The 22,567-nt window shown below is 35.6% G+C and carries 28 protein-coding genes and 1 other annotated feature; of the genes, 23 read left to right on the forward strand and 5 right to left on the reverse strand.

Annotated features, from left to right (window positions below; genetic code table 11):
- Positions 1-9 precede the first annotated feature (9 nt).
- The 12 genes from pilM (at position 10) to AZF04_RS10130 (ending at position 10,120) form a co-directional block, all read left to right on the forward strand.
- Positions 10-951, forward strand: coding sequence for a type IV pilus biogenesis protein PilM (gene pilM, locus AZF04_RS10075; RefSeq protein WP_061948583.1), 942 nt, complete (start codon positions 10-12; stop codon positions 949-951).
- On the forward strand, positions 948-1,496 hold the full coding sequence (locus tag AZF04_RS10080) for a hypothetical protein (protein WP_061948584.1): 549 nt from the start codon (positions 948-950) through the stop codon (positions 1,494-1,496). The genes pilM and AZF04_RS10080 overlap by 4 nt, the downstream gene beginning before the upstream one ends.
- Entirely contained in the window at positions 1,493-2,173 is a 681-nt protein-coding gene (pilO, locus tag AZF04_RS10085) for a type 4a pilus biogenesis protein PilO (protein ID WP_061948585.1), read from the forward strand. The genes AZF04_RS10080 and pilO overlap by 4 nt, the downstream gene beginning before the upstream one ends.
- 134 nt (positions 2,174-2,307) lie before the next feature.
- Positions 2,308-3,603, forward strand: coding sequence for a hypothetical protein (locus AZF04_RS10090; RefSeq protein WP_061948586.1), 1,296 nt, complete (start codon positions 2,308-2,310; stop codon positions 3,601-3,603).
- Between the two features lie 109 nt (positions 3,604-3,712).
- On the forward strand, positions 3,713-4,288 hold the full coding sequence (locus AZF04_RS10095; protein WP_061948587.1) for a Maf family protein: 576 nt from the start codon (positions 3,713-3,715) through the stop codon (positions 4,286-4,288).
- Between the two features lie 29 nt (positions 4,289-4,317).
- The gene (radC, locus tag AZF04_RS10100; protein ID WP_268753417.1) at positions 4,318-5,010 is read left to right on the forward strand and encodes a RadC family protein; all 693 of its coding nucleotides are present in this window, start codon (positions 4,318-4,320) and stop codon (positions 5,008-5,010) included.
- 169 nt (positions 5,011-5,179) lie between these two features.
- Positions 5,180-6,220, forward strand: a complete 1,041-nt coding sequence (locus tag AZF04_RS10105; protein WP_045480548.1) for a rod shape-determining protein — start codon at positions 5,180-5,182, stop codon at positions 6,218-6,220.
- A gap of 15 nt (positions 6,221-6,235) precedes the next feature.
- Positions 6,236-7,108, forward strand: a complete 873-nt coding sequence (mreC, locus tag AZF04_RS10110) for a rod shape-determining protein MreC (protein WP_045480545.1) — start codon at positions 6,236-6,238, stop codon at positions 7,106-7,108.
- Positions 7,108-7,629 (forward strand): rod shape-determining protein MreD, encoded by a 522-nt coding sequence (gene mreD / locus AZF04_RS10115; protein ID WP_061948588.1) that lies wholly within the window; start codon positions 7,108-7,110, stop codon positions 7,627-7,629. Before mreC ends, mreD begins: the two co-directional genes overlap by 1 nt.
- Before the next feature lie 216 nt (positions 7,630-7,845).
- Positions 7,846-8,529, forward strand: coding sequence for a septum site-determining protein MinC (gene minC, locus AZF04_RS10120; protein ID WP_061948726.1), 684 nt, complete (start codon positions 7,846-7,848; stop codon positions 8,527-8,529).
- A gap of 31 nt (positions 8,530-8,560) precedes the next feature.
- A complete protein-coding gene (gene minD, locus AZF04_RS10125; RefSeq protein ID WP_061948589.1) occupies positions 8,561-9,358 on the forward strand; it encodes a septum site-determining protein MinD in 798 nt (265 codons plus the stop codon).
- Positions 9,359-9,604: 246 nt separating this feature from the next.
- On the forward strand, positions 9,605-10,120 hold the full coding sequence (locus tag AZF04_RS10130; RefSeq protein WP_061948590.1) for a type 1 glutamine amidotransferase domain-containing protein: 516 nt from the start codon (positions 9,605-9,607) through the stop codon (positions 10,118-10,120).
- Positions 10,121-10,287: 167 nt separating this feature from the next.
- Here the strand turns inward: AZF04_RS10130 and AZF04_RS10135 are convergent, their stop codons facing one another.
- The gene (locus AZF04_RS10135) at positions 10,288-10,656 is read right to left on the reverse strand and encodes a response regulator (RefSeq protein ID WP_061948591.1); all 369 of its coding nucleotides are present in this window, start codon (positions 10,654-10,656) and stop codon (positions 10,288-10,290) included.
- Positions 10,657-10,755: 99 nt separating this feature from the next.
- Positions 10,756-11,241, reverse strand: coding sequence for a cyclic pyranopterin monophosphate synthase MoaC (gene moaC / locus AZF04_RS10140; protein WP_061948592.1), 486 nt, complete (start codon positions 11,239-11,241; stop codon positions 10,756-10,758).
- 102 nt (positions 11,242-11,343) lie between these two features.
- Here moaC and AZF04_RS10145 point away from each other — a divergent pair, with 102 nt between their 5' ends.
- The 5 genes from AZF04_RS10145 to AZF04_RS10165 all read left to right on the forward strand — a co-directional run bounded on the left by AZF04_RS10145 (position 11,344) and on the right by AZF04_RS10165 (position 14,417).
- Entirely contained in the window at positions 11,344-11,859 is a 516-nt protein-coding gene (locus AZF04_RS10145; protein WP_061948593.1) for a MogA/MoaB family molybdenum cofactor biosynthesis protein, read from the forward strand.
- A 17-nt stretch (positions 11,860-11,876) separates the two neighbouring features.
- Positions 11,877-13,139 carry a molybdopterin molybdotransferase MoeA gene (locus AZF04_RS10150; RefSeq protein WP_061948594.1) on the forward strand — a complete coding sequence of 421 codons (1,263 nt, stop codon included), beginning with the start codon at positions 11,877-11,879 and terminating at the stop codon, positions 13,137-13,139.
- The gene (locus AZF04_RS10155) at positions 13,130-13,615 is read left to right on the forward strand and encodes a molybdenum cofactor biosynthesis protein MoaE (protein ID WP_061948595.1); all 486 of its coding nucleotides are present in this window, start codon (positions 13,130-13,132) and stop codon (positions 13,613-13,615) included. Before AZF04_RS10150 ends, AZF04_RS10155 begins: the two co-directional genes overlap by 10 nt.
- Positions 13,612-13,848 (forward strand): molybdopterin converting factor subunit 1, encoded by a 237-nt coding sequence (gene moaD / locus AZF04_RS10160; protein WP_061948596.1) that lies wholly within the window; start codon positions 13,612-13,614, stop codon positions 13,846-13,848. Before AZF04_RS10155 ends, moaD begins: the two co-directional genes overlap by 4 nt.
- An 83-nt stretch (positions 13,849-13,931) precedes the next feature.
- Positions 13,932-14,417: a hypothetical protein gene (locus tag AZF04_RS10165; protein WP_061948597.1), complete on the forward strand. Its 486-nt coding sequence runs from the start codon at positions 13,932-13,934 to the stop codon at positions 14,415-14,417.
- Between the two features lie 356 nt (positions 14,418-14,773).
- On the opposite strand, the gene AZF04_RS10170 is transcribed toward AZF04_RS10165, so the two are convergent.
- From AZF04_RS10170 to AZF04_RS10180, 3 genes are all read right to left on the reverse strand, one after another.
- Entirely contained in the window at positions 14,774-15,691 is a 918-nt protein-coding gene (locus tag AZF04_RS10170; protein ID WP_061948598.1) for an aldo/keto reductase, read from the reverse strand.
- Positions 15,692-15,798: 107 nt separating this feature from the next.
- Positions 15,799-16,659 (reverse strand): GAF domain-containing protein, encoded by an 861-nt coding sequence (locus tag AZF04_RS10175; RefSeq protein WP_061948599.1) that lies wholly within the window; start codon positions 16,657-16,659, stop codon positions 15,799-15,801.
- Between the two features lie 108 nt (positions 16,660-16,767).
- Entirely contained in the window at positions 16,768-17,121 is a 354-nt protein-coding gene (locus AZF04_RS10180) for a hypothetical protein (RefSeq protein WP_061948600.1), read from the reverse strand.
- Between the two features lie 148 nt (positions 17,122-17,269).
- Between AZF04_RS10180 and AZF04_RS10185 the strand changes: the two genes are divergently transcribed.
- The 6 genes from AZF04_RS10185 to AZF04_RS10210 all read left to right on the forward strand — a co-directional run bounded on the left by AZF04_RS10185 (position 17,270) and on the right by AZF04_RS10210 (position 22,562).
- Positions 17,270-18,058 (forward strand): M23 family metallopeptidase, encoded by a 789-nt coding sequence (locus AZF04_RS10185; RefSeq protein WP_061948601.1) that lies wholly within the window; start codon positions 17,270-17,272, stop codon positions 18,056-18,058.
- Positions 18,036-18,938 carry a M50 family metallopeptidase gene (locus AZF04_RS10190; RefSeq protein ID WP_235599970.1) on the forward strand — a complete coding sequence of 301 codons (903 nt, stop codon included), beginning with the start codon at positions 18,036-18,038 and terminating at the stop codon, positions 18,936-18,938. Before AZF04_RS10185 ends, AZF04_RS10190 begins: the two co-directional genes overlap by 23 nt.
- Before the next feature lie 51 nt (positions 18,939-18,989).
- A complete protein-coding gene (locus tag AZF04_RS10195) occupies positions 18,990-20,498 on the forward strand; it encodes an Rne/Rng family ribonuclease (RefSeq protein WP_061948603.1) in 1,509 nt (502 codons plus the stop codon).
- 764 nt (positions 20,499-21,262) lie between these two features.
- Positions 21,263-21,706 (forward strand): Dps family protein, encoded by a 444-nt coding sequence (locus AZF04_RS10200; RefSeq protein ID WP_061948604.1) that lies wholly within the window; start codon positions 21,263-21,265, stop codon positions 21,704-21,706.
- Between the two features lie 115 nt (positions 21,707-21,821).
- Positions 21,822-21,903, forward strand: a sequence feature (ribosomal protein L21 leader region).
- Positions 21,904-21,915: 12 nt separating this feature from the next.
- Positions 21,916-22,224, forward strand: a complete 309-nt coding sequence (rplU, locus tag AZF04_RS10205) for a 50S ribosomal protein L21 (protein WP_045480476.1) — start codon at positions 21,916-21,918, stop codon at positions 22,222-22,224.
- Between the two features lie 5 nt (positions 22,225-22,229).
- Entirely contained in the window at positions 22,230-22,562 is a 333-nt protein-coding gene (locus AZF04_RS10210) for a ribosomal-processing cysteine protease Prp (RefSeq protein ID WP_061948605.1), read from the forward strand.
- Positions 22,563-22,567 lie beyond the last annotated feature (5 nt).

The following is a 22,567-nucleotide window of genomic DNA, read 5'->3' on the forward strand; positions in this document are numbered from 1 at the left end:
GTGAGAGTGATGAGTCTATTTTCTTTATCGGCAAAAAAGCGTCATTCCATCATATGGAAAGACCATGTTATTCGTTTCCTGGCAAGCAAAAGTCCTTCTCATGATCAAATTACAACGGCTAAAGAGGTTTTTTTACCTCCAGGGTTCATCCAAGATGGTCTTATTAAAAAAGAGGAGGAACTAATCGAATTCCTGATCCCGATATTCGAGGAATGGGGCTTGAAAAATGTGAATATACAAATGACGATTCCAGACAGTCAATTAATTATTCGTCAGCACCAAGTGAAAAAAGGTAAAAATAGAGAAGAAATACTCGGACAGCTTTATTTTGATTTAGGAGATTCCTTTTTGCTTCCTTGGAGTGATCCACTTTTTGATTTTCAAATCATAAAAAAAGGTGAGGTATTAGACGATATCTTAGTATTTGCCGTTCAAGAGAAGGTAGTTGAACAATATAAAAGTTTAGTAGAAAAATTATCTCTTTCTTTAAATGCCATTGATGTTCGTCCGCTTTGCTGTTATCGTCTTTTTTCTGAAAGATTATCGTTAGAAAAAAATAAAGAACAAGTATTAGTAATGGCGGATCAACAAACCTTAACATTTGCTGTATTTGAGAATAGCTTCCCGCTTTTTTATCGTTATTTGCCTTTGAATCCTATTGATAGCCAATATTTAACTGAAAATGATTCTAAGAATTCATGGAAGGAACAAATCTTTCAAGAGCTTGAAAGAGTACTCCATTTTTATCGTTATAATGTCAAGGTTGGAAAAGGTCAATTTTCACACTTGTTACTTTGTGGTGACCATTCAAATAGTAAGGAAATTCAGACGTTCATAGCAGAACAAACAGACATACCTGTTATGACCTATAGTCACTCTATCGAGGATCAAACGATGCACCATTTTTATGATTTATTTGGATTAATATTGAAAAAGAAGGTGCGTTCATGAATGAGATTAATTTGCTTCCGGAAAAACGTAAACGTGATATCACACCTTTTGTTATTTTAATCTTTCTTTGCGGCTATCTTCTTCTAATACTCGTGTTAACAAATTGGCAAAGTAAAAAGGCTGAAGCAGAATACATAGAGAATGAACAATTATTAAATGATGTGGTCTTGGAATCAGAGGACATTCACTCTTTAGATATTCAAGCATCAATTTCGATTGATCAAAACTGGGAGGTAATGACTAACTATTTTGAACAGGAGCTTCCATATTTACCTGATTTGTTAGAGGAAGTAACGAATGCTCTTCCAAAGGGGGGGAATTTCCTTGAATTGAAATGGTCATCACCAGCAGGACTCGAAATTTTCGCTAAATTCACGGAACGTTTAGATGTTATGAGCTTTCAATATCAATTGAATCAATTATCCATTACGAAAGTCGTATGGATAGAAAGCCTTGAAAGAGACAATGGCGAAGAGAATTATAAAGCGATTATAACTCTCGAGTTAATGCCTGAGCATCTTCAAAAAATGGGTGAGAGTCGATGAAAATTTATTGGTCAAAAAAAAGAATCATCTATTTACTATTTTTTTTCAGCCTCCTTGTCTTATTTCATTTTTTTGTTTATCAAACGAGCGTGTCATCTAAAAGAGAACAGGTCAAGATATTAGCCGAGCAAATTTCTGTTGAGAAAGAAGCTATTGCGGTTATATCGAAAGAATTAGAGAATATGGAAGGTGAAAAAGCTCATAATCTTCAAGAAATGGCCAATAGAATTCCGGTGCAGCCTGAGCAAGAACATTTATCGATGGAGATTAATGAGTTAATGGAGTTATTGGATGTCGACATTTCCTCCGTTGTATTGCAAAGTAATGAGCTCAATTTTAATGCGGGGTTTTCTACTGAATTAAATAGTGACAATGGAGAAAATGATGAAACTATTTCAACTAGTTTAGAGGGCCTTCAATCGTATCAGCTCGAAATGACCGTTTTTTTACCAGATTATCAAAATTTTATCGATTTAATAGAGGGAATACAGCGTTTAGAAAGAATAACTAGCATAGAGAATATTACGTTAGAATCTATTGAAAGTGCAAATGATTCTTTGAAATGCACATTACTGCTTTCAACGTATTATTATCCCGCTGCAGAGCTAGTGTATCCTCATAACACGGAACAGAATTACCCTTTTTTAGAGGGAGCTCATTCAAGTAATCCTTTTTAAGCATTGGTTAAATTTAAATGAATCCTCTTTCAAAAATAAAATTATTTTTGAATTTTTCACAAATCTAGTTCTATCAAAAGTATAAGTTTAATAGAATAGAATTATAACAATGACGTGAATGGGGTGTACTTTTCATGGCAGGTGAAGATAAGAAGAGGACCATTTCAATTAAATTAAATCAGGATAGCCAATTGGGTAACAATGGAGAAAAGAAACAGATAAAAAAGAAAGAAAATCATGACTATACTTCTATAGAAGATAGAATAGAAGTTCAACCTGTTCAATCAAAAAGGATTATATCAAGTCCTGGAATAAAAAGAGTAGATGAACCTGTGAATAGCAAAGAGCATGGAATTTATATTGTTAAAAAAGAGGAAAGTAAGTCAACCGCATTACCTGAAGAAAAAGATTCAGCTTTGCATTCTTTGAATGATAAACCTTTATCAGATATAAAGGTAGAAAAGCAAACGTTTCAAGAGGTTAACAAGAAAGAGCAAAGCCAAGATATTCAGCCACCCCTTCCAGAGAAGATTATTTCCTTTGAGCAGAGGCTGCAGGAAAGAAAGAAAAATGAAGAACCATTTTGTGATGATGGAAACAGAGAGCATGCACCAAGTCTACCTTACAAAAGAAAAAAGAAAAAAAATCGGGATATAAATAAAGTACCCTTAATGGCAATCATTGCCGTATTTTCAGCGATAATTGTTGGAATAAGCTTTGGTGTTGTTGTAAAAATGATGTTTACTGGTGATTCTCATGCTGCAATAGATGTTTCGGAGCCGGAGCTTGTCAGCTCAGAAAGCCAAGAAGTAATGGCACCAATTTCTACCGAACCGACCTGGCCGATTTTTCAACTGGAAGTTGTACAAGCTGGAGCGTTTCATTCCTTAGAGAAGGGGGATGAAATGGCTAATCAAATAACGGAAGAAGGTTTTCCAGCTGTCCTAATTCCTCACTCTGACCAATTCTTTTTATTGATTGGAAGCTCTAGTGAACGAGAAAATGCTGATACTTTAAGTGGGATTTTCTCTGAACATCATATTGATACGTATGTAAAAAGCTTTCAAGTAGGAGGGAATCATTCGTCATTATCAGAAGAGAGTCTCGGATGGTTTCAAGAGGCAGGGAAGCTTCTCCAAAAAATAGCCATACTATCTTCAACAGGATTGGTTGAGAATGTTGATTTACCTGAAACTAATTTGGAAGAGATAAAATCAAGTGCAGAAATCCTTTCAGAGAATCGTGATTCTGCATTCGAAAATTTGCCAGAAGAACAAGTAGAGCAAGCTCTTCAATTAGCTGACCAAATTCAAATGGCTTTAGTGGAATTCAGTAGCTATCAAGATAATAATGAGCACGTTCATTTATGGAATGTTCAGCAGACTCTTTTAACGATTTTAAAGCAGTATCAAGCTATTACTCTCGAGTAACAACAAATGATCAAATATTCTGATTTTAATTGTTAATTACGATTACATTTGGTATTATGAAGATAACCTTGTACAATAAGAGAAAATTCTTATTAGTGAGGTGCCCTTCATGATACCTTTTATTTTGGCCTCAAGTTCCCCTAGACGTAAACAATTATTAGAGCAAATGAGAGTCTCCTTCGAAACCTTAGTTAGCGATGTAGAAGAAGAGCTAGCACGCCCATTACCACCTGATGAATTAGTCCTTGAATTAGCCAGTCAAAAAGCAACAGCCGTTTTAAATAAAAGGCCGGATTCTATTGTTCTTGGAGCCGATACCATCGTTTCCTATGAGCAAGAAGTTTTAGGAAAGCCTCGAAATAAAAAAGAAGCTATCCAAATGCTTAAGTTGTTGTCGGGTCAGTCGCACGATGTTTTTACAGGTGTCTCTATACGATCTAAACATAAACAAATCACTTTTTTTCAAAAAACCACTGTTACTTTTTATCCACTAACTGATGATGAAATTGAGAATTACGTAAAAAGCGGAGAACCCTTTGATAAAGCGGGGTCCTATGCCATCCAAGGTCTAGGTGCTTATTTCGTCAAGGAAATAAGAGGAGATTATTTTACTATTGTTGGTCTTCCAGTTGCAAAAACGATAAGAGCATTAGCCGAATTTCAAGTTTATCCGAAACAGCATTAAATTAAATGATGGGTAGGTGTTAATAAGAGTTGAAGCATCAGCCATTCCTCATTCGAGATGTCCCCGTAAACGAACGTCCCCGAGAACGTATGCTTAAGGACGGAGTTCGAGCATTATCCAACCAAGAAGTATTAGCCATCCTTTTAAGAACCGGAACAAAAAACGAATCAGTTCTTCAGATTGCCCATCAACTGCTAAAGGCTTTTGATGGTTTAACGCTTTTGAAGGATGCAACAATAGAAGAGCTCTGTCATTTAAAAGGGATCGGAATTGCCAAAGCTGTCGAATTAAGTGCGGCCGTTGAGCTCGGAAGAAGAATTCATAACATGATGCCACAAGAGCGCTATGTGATTCGTTCTCCTGAAGATGTCTCAAATTATGTTATGGAAGATTTACGCTTTCTAAAGCAAGAGCATTTTATCGCTCTCTACCTTAATACGAAGAACCAAGTGATACACAGGCAAACCTTATTTATCGGTAGCTTAAACGCAAGCATTGTTCATCCGAGAGAAGTTTTTAAAGAGGCTTTAAAAAGATCGAGCGCTTCGATTATATGTCTTCATAACCATCCATCAGGGGATCCTACTCCAAGCAGAGAAGATATTGAAGTAACGGTTCGTCTTAGTCAAGCTGGACAGTTGTTAGGCATTGAGCTGCTAGACCACGTTATTATAGGTGATAGACAATACATTAGTTTAAAAGAACAAGGGCATATTAAATAAAGGATATCGTTGGAAGACAAGCTGGCTATGAAAAGAGTCATGATTTTCACATGTAAATACATGAAATCGTGTAAAATGATTTTTGGGGAACTTAAGGCTATTTTTTTCTAAGTTTATTCGATATAATAAAGGGTATGATTTCGGATCATTTGAAGGGAGATACATATAGATGTTTGGTGGTTTTGCTAAAGATATAGGAATTGATTTGGGGACGGCGAATACGCTTGTCTATGTAAAAGGTAAAGGAATCGTGGTGCGTGAACCATCTGTCGTGGCACTACGTACAGATACAGGATCTATAGAAGCGGTTGGAAATGATGCAAAAAATATGATTGGGCGAACACCTGGAAATATTGTAGCGGTTAGACCCATGAAAGATGGTGTCATTGCAGATTTTGATACGACGGCAACGATGCTTAAATATTTTATTCGACAAGCAGCCAAAAGCCGTTCGCTTTTTTCGCGAAGACCGAACGTAATGGTTTGTGTTCCAACAGGAATTACAGCTGTCGAAAAAAGAGCAGTAGAGGATGCAACAAAACAAGCAGGAGCTAAAGAGGCCTATACTCTTGAAGAGCCTTTTGCAGCTGCAATCGGAGCTGAGCTACCGGTTTGGGAGCCTACTGGTAGTATGGTAGTAGATATTGGTGGAGGTACAACCGAGGTCGCTATTATCTCATTAGGTGGAATTGTAACGAGTCAATCGATTCGTGTAGCTGGTGACGAAATGGATGAGGCCATCATTCAATATGTTAAAAGAAAATACAATTTGATGATTGGTGAACGAACAGCCGAAACGTTAAAGCTTGAAATTGGTTCTGCTGGTGCACCGGATGGTGTCGATGATATGGATATTCGTGGTCGAGATTTGCTAACAGGTTTACCTAAAACCATTTCAGTTACAGCAGATGAGATTGCAGGTGCATTATCGGATACGGTAACGACAATCATCGAAGCAGTTAAAAATACGTTAGAGCAATCACCCCCAGAATTAGCAGCGGACATTATGGATAGAGGTATCGTGTTAACTGGTGGTGGAGCATATTTACGAAACTTAGATCAAGTCTTGAGTGATGAAACAAATATGCCTGTTATAGTGGCAGAAAACCCATTGGATTGTGTGGCAATTGGGACAGGTAAAGCATTAGAGAATTTACATCTCTTCCGTTCAAAAGCCGGTATTACTTCACGATCTGAAAGAAAATCATAAGTAGGTGTATTTTAAATGCCCTCCTTTTTCTCCAATAAAAAGTTAATTGTACTATTAGTATGTATTATTATATTGGTGGCTTTGATCGGCTATAGCTTAAATGATAGAGAACGAATAAGTGGCCCAGAGCAATTTATGCGTGACACAGTTGGGTGGGTTCAATCTATTTTCTCAAAGCCTGCTCATGCTGTAGCGGGCTTCTTTGAGAATGCCGCTGATATAAAAAATATTTACGAAGAAAACCAAGTCTTAAAATCTAGGTTAGAGGAATATGCTAAAATCACGGTGGAACGTAATTTGCTTGAAAATGAAAACGAAACGTTAAGAAATATGATTGATTTAGAAGAAAGCTTGCATGATTACTTGCTTCGTCCAGCAGTTGTCATTCATCGTTATCCAGATAGATGGCAGGAGCATATAGGATTAAACCGTGGAGAGCAACATGATGTTTATCGCGACATGGCGGTTATTGATTCAAATGGAGGATTAATTGGTAAAGTTAAAAGAGTAGGAAAGTTTAGTTCTTATGTTCAACTATTAACGGACGATGATCCTACTAATCGAGTGTCTGCAAGAATTTTATCTGACGACCCTGAAACAGGGTTTATTGAAAGCTATGATGAAGATTTAGGTTTAATCATTATGAGAAAAATAGATATTGATGCAGAAATAGAATTAGATACAATGGTTGCAACTTCTGGTCTTGGGGATGTTTATCCAGCTGGGCTAGAAATTGGTAAAGTCGTTGGGGCAGAGCCAGATGAGTATGGCCTTACACAAAATGTATTTATAGAACCGACTGCTGATTTCTCCGCCTTAGATTATGTTTATATTGTAGAGAGAACGTCTGCTACATTAGAGCAAGGTTTATTAGAGGAGGACGACTGATGAGCAGAGCCTACCTCTCTTTACTTTTATTTGGCTTTTTTGTGATAGAGGGGACGATATTCCAATACATTACTCATTCTATTGAAAATGAGTATATGGTCGTTGCCCGTTTTGTAGTCGTCTTGCTTGTTTTTATTGGAACCTTTATGGGACGTTCTGCTAGTATTTTTTATGGTATCAGTTTCGGATTATTATACGATGTTGTTTATTCAGATTTGCTAGGAGTCTATTTATTTGGTTTTGGTTTGATTGGTTATTTGTTTTCAATGCCTTATAAAAGAATTCAGGATAGCTTAATCTACCCAATCTTACTTTCGGTTGGAGCCGTTTTATTTATAGAATTTTATCAGTATGGGCTATTTTTACTTATTGACTATACAAGTATGCCTATTAATCAATTCTTAAATGAACGATTATGGCCAACGTTAGTAGGAAATGTTTGCTTCGCCATTTTATTAATTTATCCAGCAAAAAGATTGATTACATATGTACTTCAACAATCTAAGTTAAGAGAACGATAATTAAAGGTTACATGAGCAGGAAAAAGTAGTCTGGTCGCGAGTATTTGTATCACTCCCTATTCCAAGTCCATTCTGATTTATGTGAAATAGTTGAATTTTCTCTTTTACGAGCAGGGTTTTTGTAAGGGAATGTTGAATTAAATTAGTTAAGATTATGCTATGAGTCATTTTTGTATGGATCACGGAGAAGGGGCGTGTATGTCTGAGGTGAGTGTAATGACACAAAAAAAACAACATGTCACGATAAAAGGAACAAAGGATGGTCTTATTTTTATTTTAGATGATCTTTGTGAATATACGTTTTTACGAGATGAGCTAATAGAAAAGCTATCTTCTAAGCATTACCAAAATAACGAAGGACCCGAAGTAAAAGTTAGGGTTCACGCAGGTTATCGATACTTGTCCAAAGAGCAGAGGATTGAGCTTACTGAAATCATCACCAATGATAAAAATTTGTCCATTGAGAAAATTGAATCCTATGTTATTACGTTAGAAGAAGCAGAAGAAATGAAGCAACAATCAGAACTACTAACTTTAACAAGGGTTGTGCGTTCTGGACAAGTGTTAAGAGTGAAGGGTGACTTGCTTTTAATTGGGGATGTAAATCCTGGTGGTACGATTATGGCAACGGGTAACATTTATGTTATGGGAGCTCTTAAGGGTATTGCCCATGCAGGCTTTGAAGGAAATGAAGAGGCTGTTATTACATCCTCTTATTTAGTGCCAACACAAATGCGGATTGCAGATGTAATATATGAAGCTGACAAGGTTCAATCAAATCAAGTGATGGAAGCTGCTTTTATAAATCAGGAAACAGAAGAAATAACGATACAAAAAGTACAGCAATTGATTCGTTATCGACCTCATTTGCAAAAAAATTTGCATCAAATCATTGATTGAAACTCATGTAGGATAGAAAGGGGTAATGAGCGTGGGAGAGGCAATAGTGGTAACAAGTGGTAAAGGTGGGGTAGGAAAAACAACTACTTCAGCTAACATCGGAACAGCTCTTTCGCTTGCAGGGAAAAAAGTGTGCCTGGTTGATACAGATATTGGCTTAAGAAATCTTGATGTTGTAATGGGTCTAGAAAATCGAATCATCTATGATTTAGTCGATGTCGTAGAAGGGCGCTGTAAATTACGGCAAGCGCTTATTAAGGATAAACGCTTTGATCATTTATATTTACTTCCGGCGGCTCAAACAAAGGATAAGTCCGCTGTTGAACCGGAGCAAATGAAGGTGATTGTTGATGAATTAAAGCAAGAATATGACTATATTGTCATAGATTGCCCTGCTGGAATCGAACAAGGCTTTAAGAATGCGATTGCTGGAGCAGACCAAGCCATTGTCGTGACCACACCTGAAGTTTCGGCTGTAAGAGATGCTGATCGAATTATTGGTCTATTAGAGCAACAAGAAAATATTTCTTCTCCTAGATTAGTAGTGAACAGAATTCGTGGTCATATGATGAAAAATGGAGAAATGCTTGATGTTGATGAAATTGTTTCTATTTTAGCCATTGATTTGTTAGGAATTGTTGTGGATGATGAGGATGTTATTAAATATTCTAATAAAGGCGAGCCCATTGCCTTACACAATGCGAGTAAAGCATCAATTGCTTATAGAAATATATCTCGCCGAATTTTAGGTGAGACTGTTCCATTAATGTCTCTTAACGAAGATAAAGGGATGTTTGCGAAAATAAAACAATTATTTGGTGTTAGATAATATTAAAACCCAACAGTCTTTACATACAAGTAAAGTCTCTGTTGGGTTTTTTTGAACGGACATTTGTTTTTATCATATGTATAAATTCATTAATGGTAACGGCTATTTCATGGTGAAAACGCCTTTTTTATGTTTAGGTTTATCAGAATAACTCGAATCTAAATAAGTTAGGCAATAATAAAACGATGTTTAATGAAAAAGTAAGCTGGGTATTTTAATTATAAGCCAAGTTAAGGAGTGATTAAGATGGCAAAAGTAGCCGTAGTTGTAACAGATTTATTTGAGGACTCTGAATATACTGAGCCAGTCAATGCCTTAAAAGAGGCTGGACATGAAGTTGTTAATATTGAGAATAAGGCAGGAAATGTAGTAGAAGGAAAGAGTGAGAAAGCTAAAGTAACGATTGACAAAGGAATTGATGACGTATCAGCCTCTGATTTTGATGCATTATTAATCCCAGGAGGTTTTTCTCCAGACATATTAAGAGCGGATGATCGGTTTGTTTCATTTTCTAAGAAATTTATGGATGACGATAAACCAGTAATGGCAATTTGCCATGGCCCCCAGCTCTTAATAACAGCTGAAGCGCTTAATGGTAGAGATGTAACGGGATATAAAAGCATTCATGTTGATTTAAAAAATGCAGGAGCAAAACTTCATGATGAAGAGGTTATTGTATGTGGAGGACAATTGGTAACGAGTAGAACTCCAGATGATATTCCTGCTTTTATAAAAGAGTCACTAAACGTTTTGGCAAAATGAAAAATGGATTAAACCTTTCTATTAGATCTTCTATCAAAAAGTCGAGAAGCATTTTTGCTTCTCGACTTTTTTAGAAAGATAAAATCATGAAAAATAATTTTACCTTCCAATAACCCATATATGTTTTGCTCTTTATAAAATTCGATTTTGAACGATTACATTAGCTGTTAAACATAATGTATTTCTAAAAGTAAAGGTTCGACAGAGTCACGAAACTCTCTTAAAGAGAATGGTTTATGAATATACGAGATTTGATGTTTATCAGATTGATAGGGTTTCAAGTGATTTGTGGTCATAATAATAATTCTTTTTGTTTCTGGTAGGCTCTCTAACTCATTTAAGGCTTCATGTATTGATAAATCATCGAGTTGATCACTAATCATGAAAATGTCCGTATGTAAATTTTTATAAATATCAATAAAGTGTTTTCCAGACTCAAAAAGTTGAACGTTAGCTCCCATTTTTTCTATATGATAGGTAATGAGCATGGCGTGTGCCGGCTCGCTCTCAACCAAAGCTACTGAAAACTTGCTCATGGTATTCCTCCGCTTCTTTAACAAATGAATCAATATTTATATCTTAAAGTTTGTTTTAAAACTTTTCAACCCTAATTTATTAAAGCGTTAAAATCAAACTTAGTCTATTCGTTCGTAGTCTCCATTAATTCCACCTGTTTTTTTAGCAAGAAAGGTCGGACCCATCACCATATCTTTATCGATTGCTTTACACATATCATATACCGTTAGAGCAGTAGCACTGGCTGCCGTTAAAGCTTCCATTTCAACCCCAGTTTTTCCCTCGGTTTTCACCTCTACCTGTATAATTAGATGGGCATGCTCTTCATGCTTCTCCCATTTAAAATGGATATCGACACTATTCAAGGAAAGAGGATGACACATAGGAATCCACTGTGAAGTATTTTTAGCTGCCATAATACCGGCTATTTGAGCAACAGACAATACATCTCCTTTTCCTATTTCTCTCTTTTCTATTTTTTGATAAATTTCATTTGAAACAGTCACTTTAGAATGGGCAATAGCTGTCCTAATAGTCGAGTTTTTAAGTGAAATATCGACCATTTTTGCTCGACCTTGTTCGTTAAAATGCGTAAGCTTTTTCATTTCATCACCTCTTATTTAATCATATATTACCACATTTATAGGTATCGTTTAATATGATATTATAATAGCAACCCAACTGTTCTTTTAGAAAGGGAGGAAATAATGTCCACTAAACATTTAGAAAATCGACCTTTACATTGCTCAGTTCTAACTATTTCAGATACGAGAACGACTGATAACGATTCAGGTGGAAAGCTTATTATAGATATGCTAAAACATGCTGGTCATATAATAGAGGATTATGAAATTATAAAAGACGAGAAATTATGGATTGAAGAAAAAGTTAAAAGTATCGCAACAAAGAAGGGGCTAGATGTTATTTTATTAACAGGGGGGACCGGCATAGCAAATCGTGATGTCACGATTGAAGCTGTAAAGCCTCTGTTAGATAAAGAGATCCCTGGATTTGGAGAATTGTTTCGTTATTTGAGCTTTACTGAGGATATTGGAACACCCGCCATGCTAACACGTGCTATTGCAGGAACTTATGATCATAAAGCCATTTTTGCTTTACCTGGTTCTAAGGGGGCCATAACACTTGCTTTAAAAAAATTGATTATACCGGAGCTTGCTCATGTCGTGTATGAGATACAAAAGGATATTCATAATGGTATGTGAAGGAGTGAAGTCTATTTATGATAGAGTTGAGAACACCTATTCAAGTTAAAGAGGCTGTAAAAAAAGTACTTGCTTTAAAGAAAAAAGAACAATCTGAATTTGTATTGATTTCTGATTGTGACAATCGTTATTTAGCAGAAGATATACTAGCTGACCATGATGTTCCTCCATTTACTCGATCTAAAGTAGATGGCTTTGCAGTTCGTTCTATTGATACTCAAGATGCAGCGAAAGAAATTCCTTCGAACTTTTCTGTTATAGAAGAAATAGGCGCTGGAACAGTTGCTAAGAATCACCCTCAAAAAGGAGAGGCTATCCGAATTATGACAGGAGCCCAGCTTCCTATCGGAACAGACTGCGTTGTCATGTTAGAGCATGTATTACAATATAAAAAGAAAGGCTCACATTATTTTCAGCTAGAACAAGAATTAAATCCAGGTATGAATGTTTCTTATCAAGGTGAGGATCTTCAAAAGGGTTCTTCTTTAATAAAAAAAGGAAGAAGAATTACACCAGGGATTATGTCCTTGCTTGCTACATTTGGCTACAATAAGGTAAGTGTTTATAAAAAACCTAAAATAGGGATTATCGCAACAGGCACTGAGTTATTAGAAGTAGAGCAGCCCTTACAACCAGGAAAAATTCGTAATAGTAACTCTTATATGGTTGCTTCTCAAATAAGAAAAATGGGAGCAGAGCCTATATTATTAGGACAGCTAGTGGATGATTTAGAGCTAAGCTATCAATACATACTTGAACAGCTAAAGAATATTGATTATTTAATTACAACTGGAGGAGTTTCAGTTGGAGACTATGATTTGTTGCCTGAAATCTATCAGAAATTAGGGGCGAATGTATTATTTAATAAAGTTCAGATGAGACCAGGTAGTGTAACGACGGTCGCTGAATGGAATGGAAAGGCTTTGTTCGGGTTATCGGGGAATCCATCAGCCTGTTATGTTGGATTAGAGTTCTTTGTTCGACCGCTTATATTGGAGAGCTTTTCAAATCCATATCCTCACCTTGAAAAGGTACAAGCTATTTTATTAAAGGATGAATTACAAACCAATGTATTTACTAGGTTTATAAGAGGCTTCTATCATGAAAGAGATGGAAAGTTATTCGTTCAACCTATCGGTTTAGATCAATCACATGCTATTAGCTCATTAGCCGAAGCCAATAGTTTAATTATCGTTCCTGCTAATCAAACAATGAAAAAAAATGACATAGTAGAAGTACTTCTTTTAGAAGGAAGAGGAAGCGAATGGCCATGGAGGTGACAAAGTTGAATGATAGAGACTTTCAAATAACGAAAGAGGCGATAAAAGTTGAAGAGGTCATGAACAAGGTAATGGACCGAAATGCCGGTGCAGTAAATTGCTTTATTGGAACTGTGAGAGAAATGACGAACGGAAAAAAAACATTGTATCTTGCCTATGAAGCCTATGTTCCAATGGCCGAAAAAAAGCTTGCAGAAATAGGCGAAGAAATCAACCAGCGTTGGAATGGAGCAAGAGTAGCTATTACTCATAGAATTGGTTCATTAGATATTAGTGCAATAGCAGTAGTTATTGCTGTTTCAACCCCTCATCGTCATGATGCTTTTGAGGCAAGTCGTTATGCTATAGAACGTATAAAAGAAATCGTCCCTATATGGAAAAAAGAACATTGGGAAAATGGAGAGCAGTGGATAGGCGATCAACTTGAAAAAAATTCTTATGCTGAAAAGCCCATTAAGGAAGAGGGAGAATCATGATAAATGTATTACTTTTTGCTGAGCTAAGGGAACAAGCCGGAGTTAGTAGCATTGAAATAGATGGACATGGAAAAAAGCTATCGCAAATTATAAATATTCTCAAAAAAAATTATCCAGAGCTAATCATTAACTCTGATACGATGCTGGCTGTAAATGAAGAATATGCTGATGAAGATCGGATGGTTTTTAAAGGCGATCAAGTAGCCCTAATTCCTCCGGTAAGTGGTGGGTAAAAAAGATAAATAAAAAGTTAATTTTGTCTATTGAATTTATCCGTAATGAGCCAAATTTTAAGTTTAAGGAGATTCTTAATTTAGTGAATAGAACAAGTAAATCCTTACTATTAAATATCTTTGATTCTGGTATTTTTATATTAATCTTATGGATTATTTTTGGAATGATTTCATCGATCATCAATTGGGAACAACTAGAATTAAGTGGATTTTCCTTTGCAGCTGTTGATTATAATCGTGATTTAATCATTTTTCACCCTCTCATTATGCTTATATTTCTGATAGTAGGTGCTTATATTATTCATTCTGCTAGTATAGGCTTACTTTATATAAAGAAACTAGACATGCCGAAAAGAAAGCTTTTTCTATTATTTTTAGCAATGGGATTAATTCTAATCTTAGTTAGTCTTCTTATAAAGTCGATTTATCTTCAGCTTTTAAATGGTTTTTATTTTTCATCGATTTCATCGATCATTTTAATGATATATATCTTTTTTCAATATTGGTTTCATTATCATCATTCTTTAAAGAAGGTTCTAAGAGGGAGAAAAAGCTTAACTCGCTCTTAAAGAATAAAATGTATGAAGCATGGAGTCTCCGTGACTTTGTTTTCGATCCGTTAGGTTTAAGTATTTCTGGGGCATAACCTGTATTTAAATCACTCAGATAGGGAAAATTGAAATGATGTGGAATCGATGCAAACACAAAAAAACCTCCTTCTTTTTGGGGTCAGCCCATTTGAAAGAAAGGAGGTTTTTTTTGAACGGTTAGATTCCCTATGAAAGACGAAATCTAGCGGAATATCTTCGTGCAGTGAACAGCCAGGAACCTAACATGTGTGAAGTTCTTCCCAGCCTCACGTCATTTTAATAAGTTCATCTATTCTTCCCGATATCATTAACAACCATGTAAAGACCATAAAATTTTAGTAACGATGTGATTCGTATCGCTCTTGCTTTGTTATATCTTTTAGCTTTTCAGTAATAGTAGGTGATAACATAACCTGTGATGCTTCAATATTTTCAATTAATTGATTCATACTGCTCGCTCCGGTTACGACTGAAGCTACAGTAGGGTAAGAGAGACAATAATTTAGTGCAAGCTCATTGGTTTTATGGTGCTGTTTGAGCTCATTTAATGTTACTTTGAGCTCTCTAATGTCTTCACTAGAATAGTTAAGGTAGCCATCAGTTTTAATTTTTTCTGCTAATAGCTCATATTCCTTTTCCGTTAAAATGCCTTTTCCGACAGGACCACGAGCAACCACACTTATATGATGCTCATCTAAAAAGGGAAAGATTTCTTCTGGTCGTCTATCTAGTAAACTGAATTGCATCATCACACTAACGATCGATGAACGTTTTGCGTATTCATGAATGACATTTGGACGAATGGAAGAAATGCCATATTCTCGAATGATGCCTTCTTCCTTTAACCGCTCAAAAGCTTCAATGGTTTCATCAATCGGATCATCAATGGTTCCGCCATGTAATTGATAAAGGTCAATATAGTCGGTCTGAAGACGTCGTAGACTTTCTTTTACCGCACTCATAATATGTTCTTTTGACGGATCCCATGTCCAACCTTTTTCACCCGGCGCAAACCGATTTCCTACTTTTGTTGCAAGAACAATTTGTTCTCTTTTTCCTTTTAGTGCTTTACCAATAAATTGTTCATTTAGACCTTGGTCGTATAAATCCGCCGTATCTAAATAATTAATGCCACGACTGATTGCAGCATCCAGAATCGTGAGAGCTTCTTGTTCATTAGAACCTAAAGACATACAACCTAGGCCAATACTACTTACTTTTAAATCTGATTTTCCTAAACGACGCAGTTCCATAATCATCACCTCTTAATAGTCTTTTTCTAAGGTGATTATCTCATAGAAAGCTAATGATGAAAAATATTTCACATCAATATTTTAATGAGTCAACCGCCGTTTTCCAGTTATACGGATTCTAGCTTGGTTAACTGATATCCTAATCGGTTAAAGGCATCGTCGATATTTCGGACATATTCTACATCTAATTCTTGCAGTAAATCTCTTAATGTAGATTCGTACGTTAATTTAAATGGAATTCCTGAGAAAACCACTTGTGTTCCCATTAGCTTTAATGCAGATACTAGTCGATTCAATAAATTTGAAAAAAACTGATCTGTTTTTTGTATTTCGGACAAATCGATAATGAAATGATGAATTTTATGATTCGTTGCATAAAGTAGGGTATCTTCTAGTATTCGATTGGCTCTTGTTTGGCTCACATTTCCTTGCAATGCAAGAATAGCTAAGCCTTTTGATAGGGGAATAAAAGGGACACTTAATAGTTCTAAATCTTGGTAAGCCTCATCTAATTCAATCATAAAAGATAGGATATCAGCGATATTTTTAAGGAATTCGATATCCTGTTCTGAAAAAACCTTCTCTTCCTTATCTAATACACATAAAGTACCAAATTCATGCCCATCTCTTCCATTTAAAGCCACACCTAAAAAGGCTTTTACATTTAAGACTTCATTAATCTTATTCGTTCTAGTGCTACTGTTCTCCAAAAGATTAGGAACATGAAGTAAGCTTTCTGGGCTTTCTAATACTAAACGACAATTAGACTCCTCATAATCTACGACGATATGATTACTTACTATTTCTTCCTTATGATTAAAGGAATTTATAACAGTCATCGCCTTGGCGTCTTTTTTGGCAACATAGGCAGTATTCACATTTAATTTTTCAGTAAGAAGTGCAAACAACTTATTTGAAACAGCTACTAGTGAATCATGTGTTTGATTTCCATCATTATTTATTATCATTGTTCGCTATTCTCCTTAAATTTAACACTTTTCTTTGTATCATATCACATTTTAGGAAGATGGTCGTGTAGATTGTCTGGGAAAAAATCTCTAATGGTAATTGGTCAGTTAAGGACGTTTCCAGCTATCAAGCTGCAATTGTAGTTTCCTCAATTCTTTGTTTACTCTATTTAATTCGGTTCTCATAAAGTGCATCTGAGCATGCAAATTATCGGGGATATTAGGATAATCTCTATATGGATTAGATGTATTTTCTGGCTGTCTAAAGGACGCCGAAAATAAGGATGCAGCATCTTCTGCTTCTGCGGAAGATTCTCGTTGGCTTACATCTCTTGCAATCATGACGCCGATTAAACTCATAATAGATGATAATGCACTTAAAATGGTTGAATAGTAAATTAAATCCTCAGATAGTTGGATTAAATCTTGATCGTTTGTATTTTTCCCGGAGTGATCACCCATTTTTTTCCACCACCAATTGGATATTATCAATGATTCCATTTTATGATTCTTATTGGCATCTATGCTATGTAATCATCGATCAATTGGCATAACAGTTAAGGACAAGTCATATGCTCTTAGAAAGAAACAGTTCCTTAGGAGGATAGCCATGTCGAATAAAATTAATCAGTTGAAAAGGGACGCAGAGCAAAAAAGACGTGATCGAGAAAAAGGGAAACGGAAAAAGGAGCTACACTATAGTAGTCAAGACTTACAAGAGCGTCCATGGAACGCTAATCAAAGTGATTATTTGGAGCCAAAACAAGACCCTAATAATCGTGAAGGAGTTTTTCATGATAGAAGCTTTTTTGTTCTACGCCTGTTTGCTTCTATTGGTTTATTTCTATTTATTTTAATTGCATATAATGGTCATTTTTCATCATTGGAGGGAGCTAAAAATGTGGTGGCTTCTGCTTATCAACAGGAATTTCAATTTGAAATGCTCGCGAATTGGTACGAGGACAAATTTGGTCAACCGTTAGCCCTTCTTCCTGAAAAAGAAAACAATGAAAAAGATGATGAAGATCCATCTTTTATTAGTGAGGATTATGCGGTTCCAGCCTCTGGTACTATTGCAGAGAATTTCTCTGAAAATGGACAAGGAATACTAGTTGATATTGGAACAGAAGAGGAAGCTAAGGCAATAAAAGGTGGTTTAGTTATTGAAGTTGGTGAGGATGAGGAGATTGGAAAAAGAGTTATTATACAGCATTATGATCAAACAGAATCTATTTATGGAATGCTCAATAGTATTGATGTGAACATTTATGACCATATTCAAGCTGGGGAATTAATTGGTACGATTATAAAAGAAGAAGGAAAACAAGGTCTATTCTATTTCGCCATTAAAAAAGGAGAACACTACATTGACCCAAGTGAAGTCATTTCATTTGAATGAGATTATTTCTCTCAGTCAAAAAATTAAAATGAACCCACTTTTCTGGCTTGTATTAGGTATAGGGATTTTAACGGGTTATTTTAAAGAGGTCTGTATGGTTTTCATGATTGTTTTTATACATGAAATGGGTCATGGAATCATGGCCACTTTTTTTAAGTGGAATGTAAAAAAAATTGAGTTATTACCATTCGGAGGTGTTGCAGAGGTAGAGGATGGTGGGAATAAGCCTTTTAAAGAGGAGTTTCTTATTGTTCTTGCAGGTCCGGTTCAGCATATCTGGATGATCGCTCTATCTTATCTGTTGGTTACAATGGATATTTGGTCTTACTCTATTCATGAAACGTTTGTACAGCACAATGTCATGATTTTATTATTTAATCTTCTGCCCATCCTACCATTAGACGGCGGCAAGCTGTTACAATTGTTTTGTTGCTATAAAAAGCCTTATAGAGAAGGACTGTCTTTAACGAGAAAAATCTCGTTTCTTAGCTTAATCACTTTTTTCATTTTTATTGTTACTTTCTATCCTTTTCATTTAAATGTTTGGATTGTCATCCTTTTTCTAAGTATTAATAACTATTTAGAGTGGAAACAAAAGCATTTTCGATTCATCCGCTTTTTAATGACAAGAATGAATGTATATCAAAACAGCTATCCTATTAAGGATCTTTACTTAAATGATACAATGTCTTTAAAAGAAGCGATGAGTAGCTTCGAACGTGGTGTAGTGCATCAATGTATCATATCGAATCAACTAAATAAGAAAAAGGTACTTCTTCATGAACGAATACTATTATATGAAGCATTTGAAAATAATAATTGGCAAATGAGTCTGCGGGAATTTTCGGGAAATCATCGTTTGCCTCCTATACAATCTTAGTGGATTGTGCTATGTTGTGAAGCAATAGAAAGACATAAAGGGGTTTCAATCATGAGAAAGATTTATTTTAATATGAATACACCAGAACGAAGAGCAGCAATTATGGAAAAAGATGAAGTTGTCGAAATGATGATTGAAAGACCAATTGAAAATCGTATTGTAGGAAATGTTTATCTTGGTAAGGTGACAAACGTTTTGCCTGGAATGCAGGCTGCGTTTGTGGATATTGGCCGAGAAAAAAATGGTTTTATTTATCGAGATCATCTTCTTACCTACCATTTGAGTCAAAAAGATGAGGCAGATAAATTAAAGAGTAGTGTTAGTGAATATGTCAATCAGGGTGAAACGATTTTCGTTCAAGTGATTAAGGAAGGCTTTGGTAAAAAAGGTCCGAGATTAACGAGCGTCATTTCTCTACCAGGAAGATATTTGGTTTATATGCCAAATGGCGGATACGTCGGTGTATCCAAAAAAATAGAACCAGAATCTGAAAGAGAGAGATTGAAGAAACTAGGTGCCACTTTATTAAATAAGCAAGAGGGTGTCGTGCTAAGAACGATTTGTGCAGGTGTATCTGCTGAAGTTTTGGAACAAGAACTGCAGTATTTACGAGAGATTTGGTTAGATTTATCTAGGGGCTATTCAGAAAAGAAAGCACCGTTTTTATTACATCAAGACTCTGGATTATTTGAAAAGATGATTAGAGACTTTGCTCACGAAACCATTGATGAAATTGTCATCGATCATCTGCCCGATTATTATCGACTCCAAAACATTATGAGGCCTTATCCTCATTTAAGCAAAGCTTTAAAATTATATAAAGGGAAAGAAAATATCTTTTCGCATTACGGTATAGAAAAAGAATTGGAGAAAGCATTAAAAAGACAGGTTTGGTTAAAAAATGGAGCATATCTAATGATAGACCAAACAGAGGCACTAACCGTCATCGATGTTAATACTGGAAAATATACAGGAAAGACTAATTTAGAAGATACGGTTATGAAAACAAATATAGAAGCAGCTAAGGAAATAGCGAGGCAGCTAAGACTCCGAGATATTGCCGGTATCATTATTGTTGATTTTATTGACATGAGAACAGAGGATTCAAAGCAAAAGCTTTTAAAAGTACTTAAAGAGTCATTGAGAGGCGATAGAACGAAAACCAATGTTCTTGGATTAACCGATTTAGGGCTTGTAGAAATGACTCGAAAGAAAATACGAGAAAACCTACAAAGTAGTTTATCTAAACATTGTCCTACTTGTCATGGAAAAGGAACGGTGCTTTCGGATGAAGCTCAAGCCTTCAAAATTGAGCGTCATTTATGGGAGTTAAAGGGTGGAGATCACGAAGCGGTACTTTTAGAGATGCCATCTAAAATCCAATCTATTTTGGTCGGTGAAGGCGGAGAGCACTTGAACAAGCTTGAAGAAGCACTTGGTTTTAGAATATTACTGTTTCCAAGTAAAAGAATGAAAGAAGAGCGGTTCGAAGTTCGGTTTGTTGGAAATCTGAAGGAAGCTGGTTATCATTTGGAACGGTTAAAGGAAAATCATTCTTAAAGGACAGCGACTGAATTCAAAAATAATATAGATAATAAAATAATGAAGGGTCCTTATAAAAGGTATACTTCCGTTTTCGATAAGAAGGCGGTTAAGTGTATCTTTTTTTGTAGTTAAAAATAGTTCTATATATTAGTACTTGAGTGAATTTCATGGTTGCTCTATAAGTGAATAAAACCGACCATTCATTATAAAAATGTACTGAATGTTTGCGGATTGATTTACTCTTTGATTGAAACGGAAGGTAGTGACTCCCAAAGGATCAAAGCAGTCTGAAGATCCACTCTGACGAAGCTTTACATAGTCAGAGTTAGCTGAAGGCAAGCCCTTGGGAAAGCATCTACCTAAAGTGAAAATCAAAAACCTAACCGTTCGTTTTTCATTAAAAGATAGAAATGATGAAGTGGGTTTAAGTGAATAAAACCAACCATTCATTATAAAAATGTCTTGAATGTTTGCAAAATCACTTCTTGATTGAAACGGTAGGTAGGGACTCCCAAAGGATGAGCGCCGTTTGAAGATCCACTCTGACGAAGCCTTGCGTAGTGGGAGTTAGCTGAAGACAAGCCCTTGGGAAAGCATCTATCTAAAGTGGAAATCAAAAACCTAACCGCTCGGTTTTCAATAAAAGATAGGAAAGATGAAATGGGTTCACTTAAAGAAAGAAGTTATTTTTAAAAAATATTATTTTATATTAATTACTTATTGATAATAATTGTAAATAAGGTTATAATCATACTATGATAAAAAAGGAGCTGTTAAATATGAGTAATGACAATTTAATTAGTAAAATAAATAAGCAATTAGCCGATTGGACGGTTCTTTCAACCAAATTGCATAACTATCATTGGTATGTAAAGGGAGAACAATTTTTTACGTTACATGAAAAATTCGAAGAGCTTTATAACCTTGCTGCTTCTCAAATTGATGAGCTTGCCGAACGGATTTTAGCTATAAAAGGAAAGCCAGTTGCAACTCTAACCGAATATTTAGAGCTATCTACAGTAAAAGAGAGCAATAAAAACGAAGATGCTTTCAAAATGGTTGAAAATATAGCCGATGATTTTGAGGCAATGGTTAGTGAATTAAATGTGATTATAACCTTAGCAGAAGAAGCACAAGATCAGCCAACAGCTGACATGTTTATTGCCCTAAGAGCAACGATTGAAAAGCATGTATGGATGTTACAAGCTTTTAATCAAAAATAAAAGGCCAATAAGCCTATATAGAGTAGGTTCTATAGCCTAATATCATCATTAAAAGCATTGACAGCTAATTTCTAATTGTGGTATGATATCAAATGTTAGTTATTTGGTCGCACCCAAACGACTACAACCGCACGGACTAGGTTTTAAATGAAATCCATTGGGATTTCTACCTAATGATGGCGAGTCTGAGTATATGAGGAGGTGCAGAAATGTACGCAATTATTGAAACTGGTGGTAAACAAGTTAGAGTTGAAGAAGGTCAAGAGATCTACATCGAGAAATTAGATGCTGAAGCTGGTGAAACAGTTAGCTTTGACAAAGTATTAATGATCGGTGGCGGTGATGTGAAAGTAGGAGCTCCTTTAGTAGAGGGCGCTACGGTAACGGCTAAGGTTGAAAAGCACGGTCGTCAAAAGAAAATCATCGTTTACAAAATGAAAGCTAAGAAAAATTACCGTCGTAAGCAAGGTCATCGTCAACCTTATACAAAAGTCGTTATTGAAAAAATCAACGCATAATTGACATGATTACGGTAAAAGTTAATCGCAACGATAATCAGAAAATCGTCTCATTTTCAATGAGCGGTCATGCTGAAGCTGGTCCATATGGCTATGATCTCGTTTGTGCAGGAGCCTCTGCTGTATCATTAGGTGCTGTGAATGCGATTCACTCCATTCTTCATGTTGAACTAGATGTTGATATGAAGGAAGATGGAGGCTATCTCTTTTGCTCTGTACCAAATGGCTTAGATTCAGCATTAGCTGAAAAAGTTGAGCTTCTTTTAGAAGGAATGCTGGCATCATTGGCGTCGATTGCAACAGAGTATCATGAGCATATGACCATTATAGAAAGTTAAATTTG

The sequence above is a fragment of the Alkalihalobacillus trypoxylicola genome (assembly GCF_001590785.1).
In the GTDB taxonomy this organism is placed as follows: Bacteria; Bacillota; Bacilli; order Bacillales; family Bacillaceae_D; genus Alkalihalobacillus; species Alkalihalobacillus trypoxylicola.

What these genes read in the sequence shown, in the direction of transcription:
- AZF04_RS10185 (WP_061948601.1), top strand. Translation starts at nt 17,270, where the DNA reads ATGTCGAATAAAATTAATCAGTTGAAAAGGGACGCAGAGCAAAAAAGA.
- AZF04_RS10145 (WP_061948593.1), top strand. Translation starts at nt 11,344, where the DNA reads ATGTCCACTAAACATTTAGAAAATCGACCTTTACATTGCTCAGTTCTA.
- AZF04_RS10080 (WP_061948584.1), top strand. Translation starts at nt 948, where the DNA reads ATGAATGAGATTAATTTGCTTCCGGAAAAACGTAAACGTGATATCACA.
- AZF04_RS10200 (WP_061948604.1), top strand. Translation starts at nt 21,263, where the DNA reads ATGAGTAATGACAATTTAATTAGTAAAATAAATAAGCAATTAGCCGAT.
- AZF04_RS10210 (WP_061948605.1), top strand. Translation starts at nt 22,230, where the DNA reads ATGATTACGGTAAAAGTTAATCGCAACGATAATCAGAAAATCGTCTCA.
- AZF04_RS10105 (WP_045480548.1), top strand. Translation starts at nt 5,180, where the DNA reads ATGTTTGGTGGTTTTGCTAAAGATATAGGAATTGATTTGGGGACGGCG.
- rplU (WP_045480476.1), top strand. Translation starts at nt 21,916, where the DNA reads ATGTACGCAATTATTGAAACTGGTGGTAAACAAGTTAGAGTTGAAGAA.
- AZF04_RS10095 (WP_061948587.1), top strand. Translation starts at nt 3,713, where the DNA reads ATGATACCTTTTATTTTGGCCTCAAGTTCCCCTAGACGTAAACAATTA.
- pilO (WP_061948585.1), top strand. Translation starts at nt 1,493, where the DNA reads ATGAAAATTTATTGGTCAAAAAAAAGAATCATCTATTTACTATTTTTT.
- AZF04_RS10155 (WP_061948595.1), top strand. Translation starts at nt 13,130, where the DNA reads ATGGAGGTGACAAAGTTGAATGATAGAGACTTTCAAATAACGAAAGAG.
- AZF04_RS10130 (WP_061948590.1), top strand. Translation starts at nt 9,605, where the DNA reads ATGGCAAAAGTAGCCGTAGTTGTAACAGATTTATTTGAGGACTCTGAA.
- AZF04_RS10180 (WP_061948600.1), bottom strand. Translation starts at nt 17,121, where the DNA reads ATGGGTGATCACTCCGGGAAAAATACAAACGATCAAGATTTAATCCAA.
- moaD (WP_061948596.1), top strand. Translation starts at nt 13,612, where the DNA reads ATGATAAATGTATTACTTTTTGCTGAGCTAAGGGAACAAGCCGGAGTT.
- moaC (WP_061948592.1), bottom strand. Translation starts at nt 11,241, where the DNA reads ATGAAAAAGCTTACGCATTTTAACGAACAAGGTCGAGCAAAAATGGTC.
- AZF04_RS10135 (WP_061948591.1), bottom strand. Translation starts at nt 10,656, where the DNA reads ATGAGCAAGTTTTCAGTAGCTTTGGTTGAGAGCGAGCCGGCACACGCC.
- minC (WP_061948726.1), top strand. Translation starts at nt 7,846, where the DNA reads ATGACACAAAAAAAACAACATGTCACGATAAAAGGAACAAAGGATGGT.
- AZF04_RS10170 (WP_061948598.1), bottom strand. Translation starts at nt 15,691, where the DNA reads ATGGAACTGCGTCGTTTAGGAAAATCAGATTTAAAAGTAAGTAGTATT.
- pilM (WP_061948583.1), top strand. Translation starts at nt 10, where the DNA reads ATGAGTCTATTTTCTTTATCGGCAAAAAAGCGTCATTCCATCATATGG.
- AZF04_RS10090 (WP_061948586.1), top strand. Translation starts at nt 2,308, where the DNA reads ATGGCAGGTGAAGATAAGAAGAGGACCATTTCAATTAAATTAAATCAG.
- mreC (WP_045480545.1), top strand. Translation starts at nt 6,236, where the DNA reads ATGCCCTCCTTTTTCTCCAATAAAAAGTTAATTGTACTATTAGTATGT.
- AZF04_RS10175 (WP_061948599.1), bottom strand. Translation starts at nt 16,659, where the DNA reads ATGATAATAAATAATGATGGAAATCAAACACATGATTCACTAGTAGCT.
- mreD (WP_061948588.1), top strand. Translation starts at nt 7,108, where the DNA reads ATGAGCAGAGCCTACCTCTCTTTACTTTTATTTGGCTTTTTTGTGATA.
- AZF04_RS10195 (WP_061948603.1), top strand. Translation starts at nt 18,990, where the DNA reads ATGAGAAAGATTTATTTTAATATGAATACACCAGAACGAAGAGCAGCA.
- AZF04_RS10150 (WP_061948594.1), top strand. Translation starts at nt 11,877, where the DNA reads ATGATAGAGTTGAGAACACCTATTCAAGTTAAAGAGGCTGTAAAAAAA.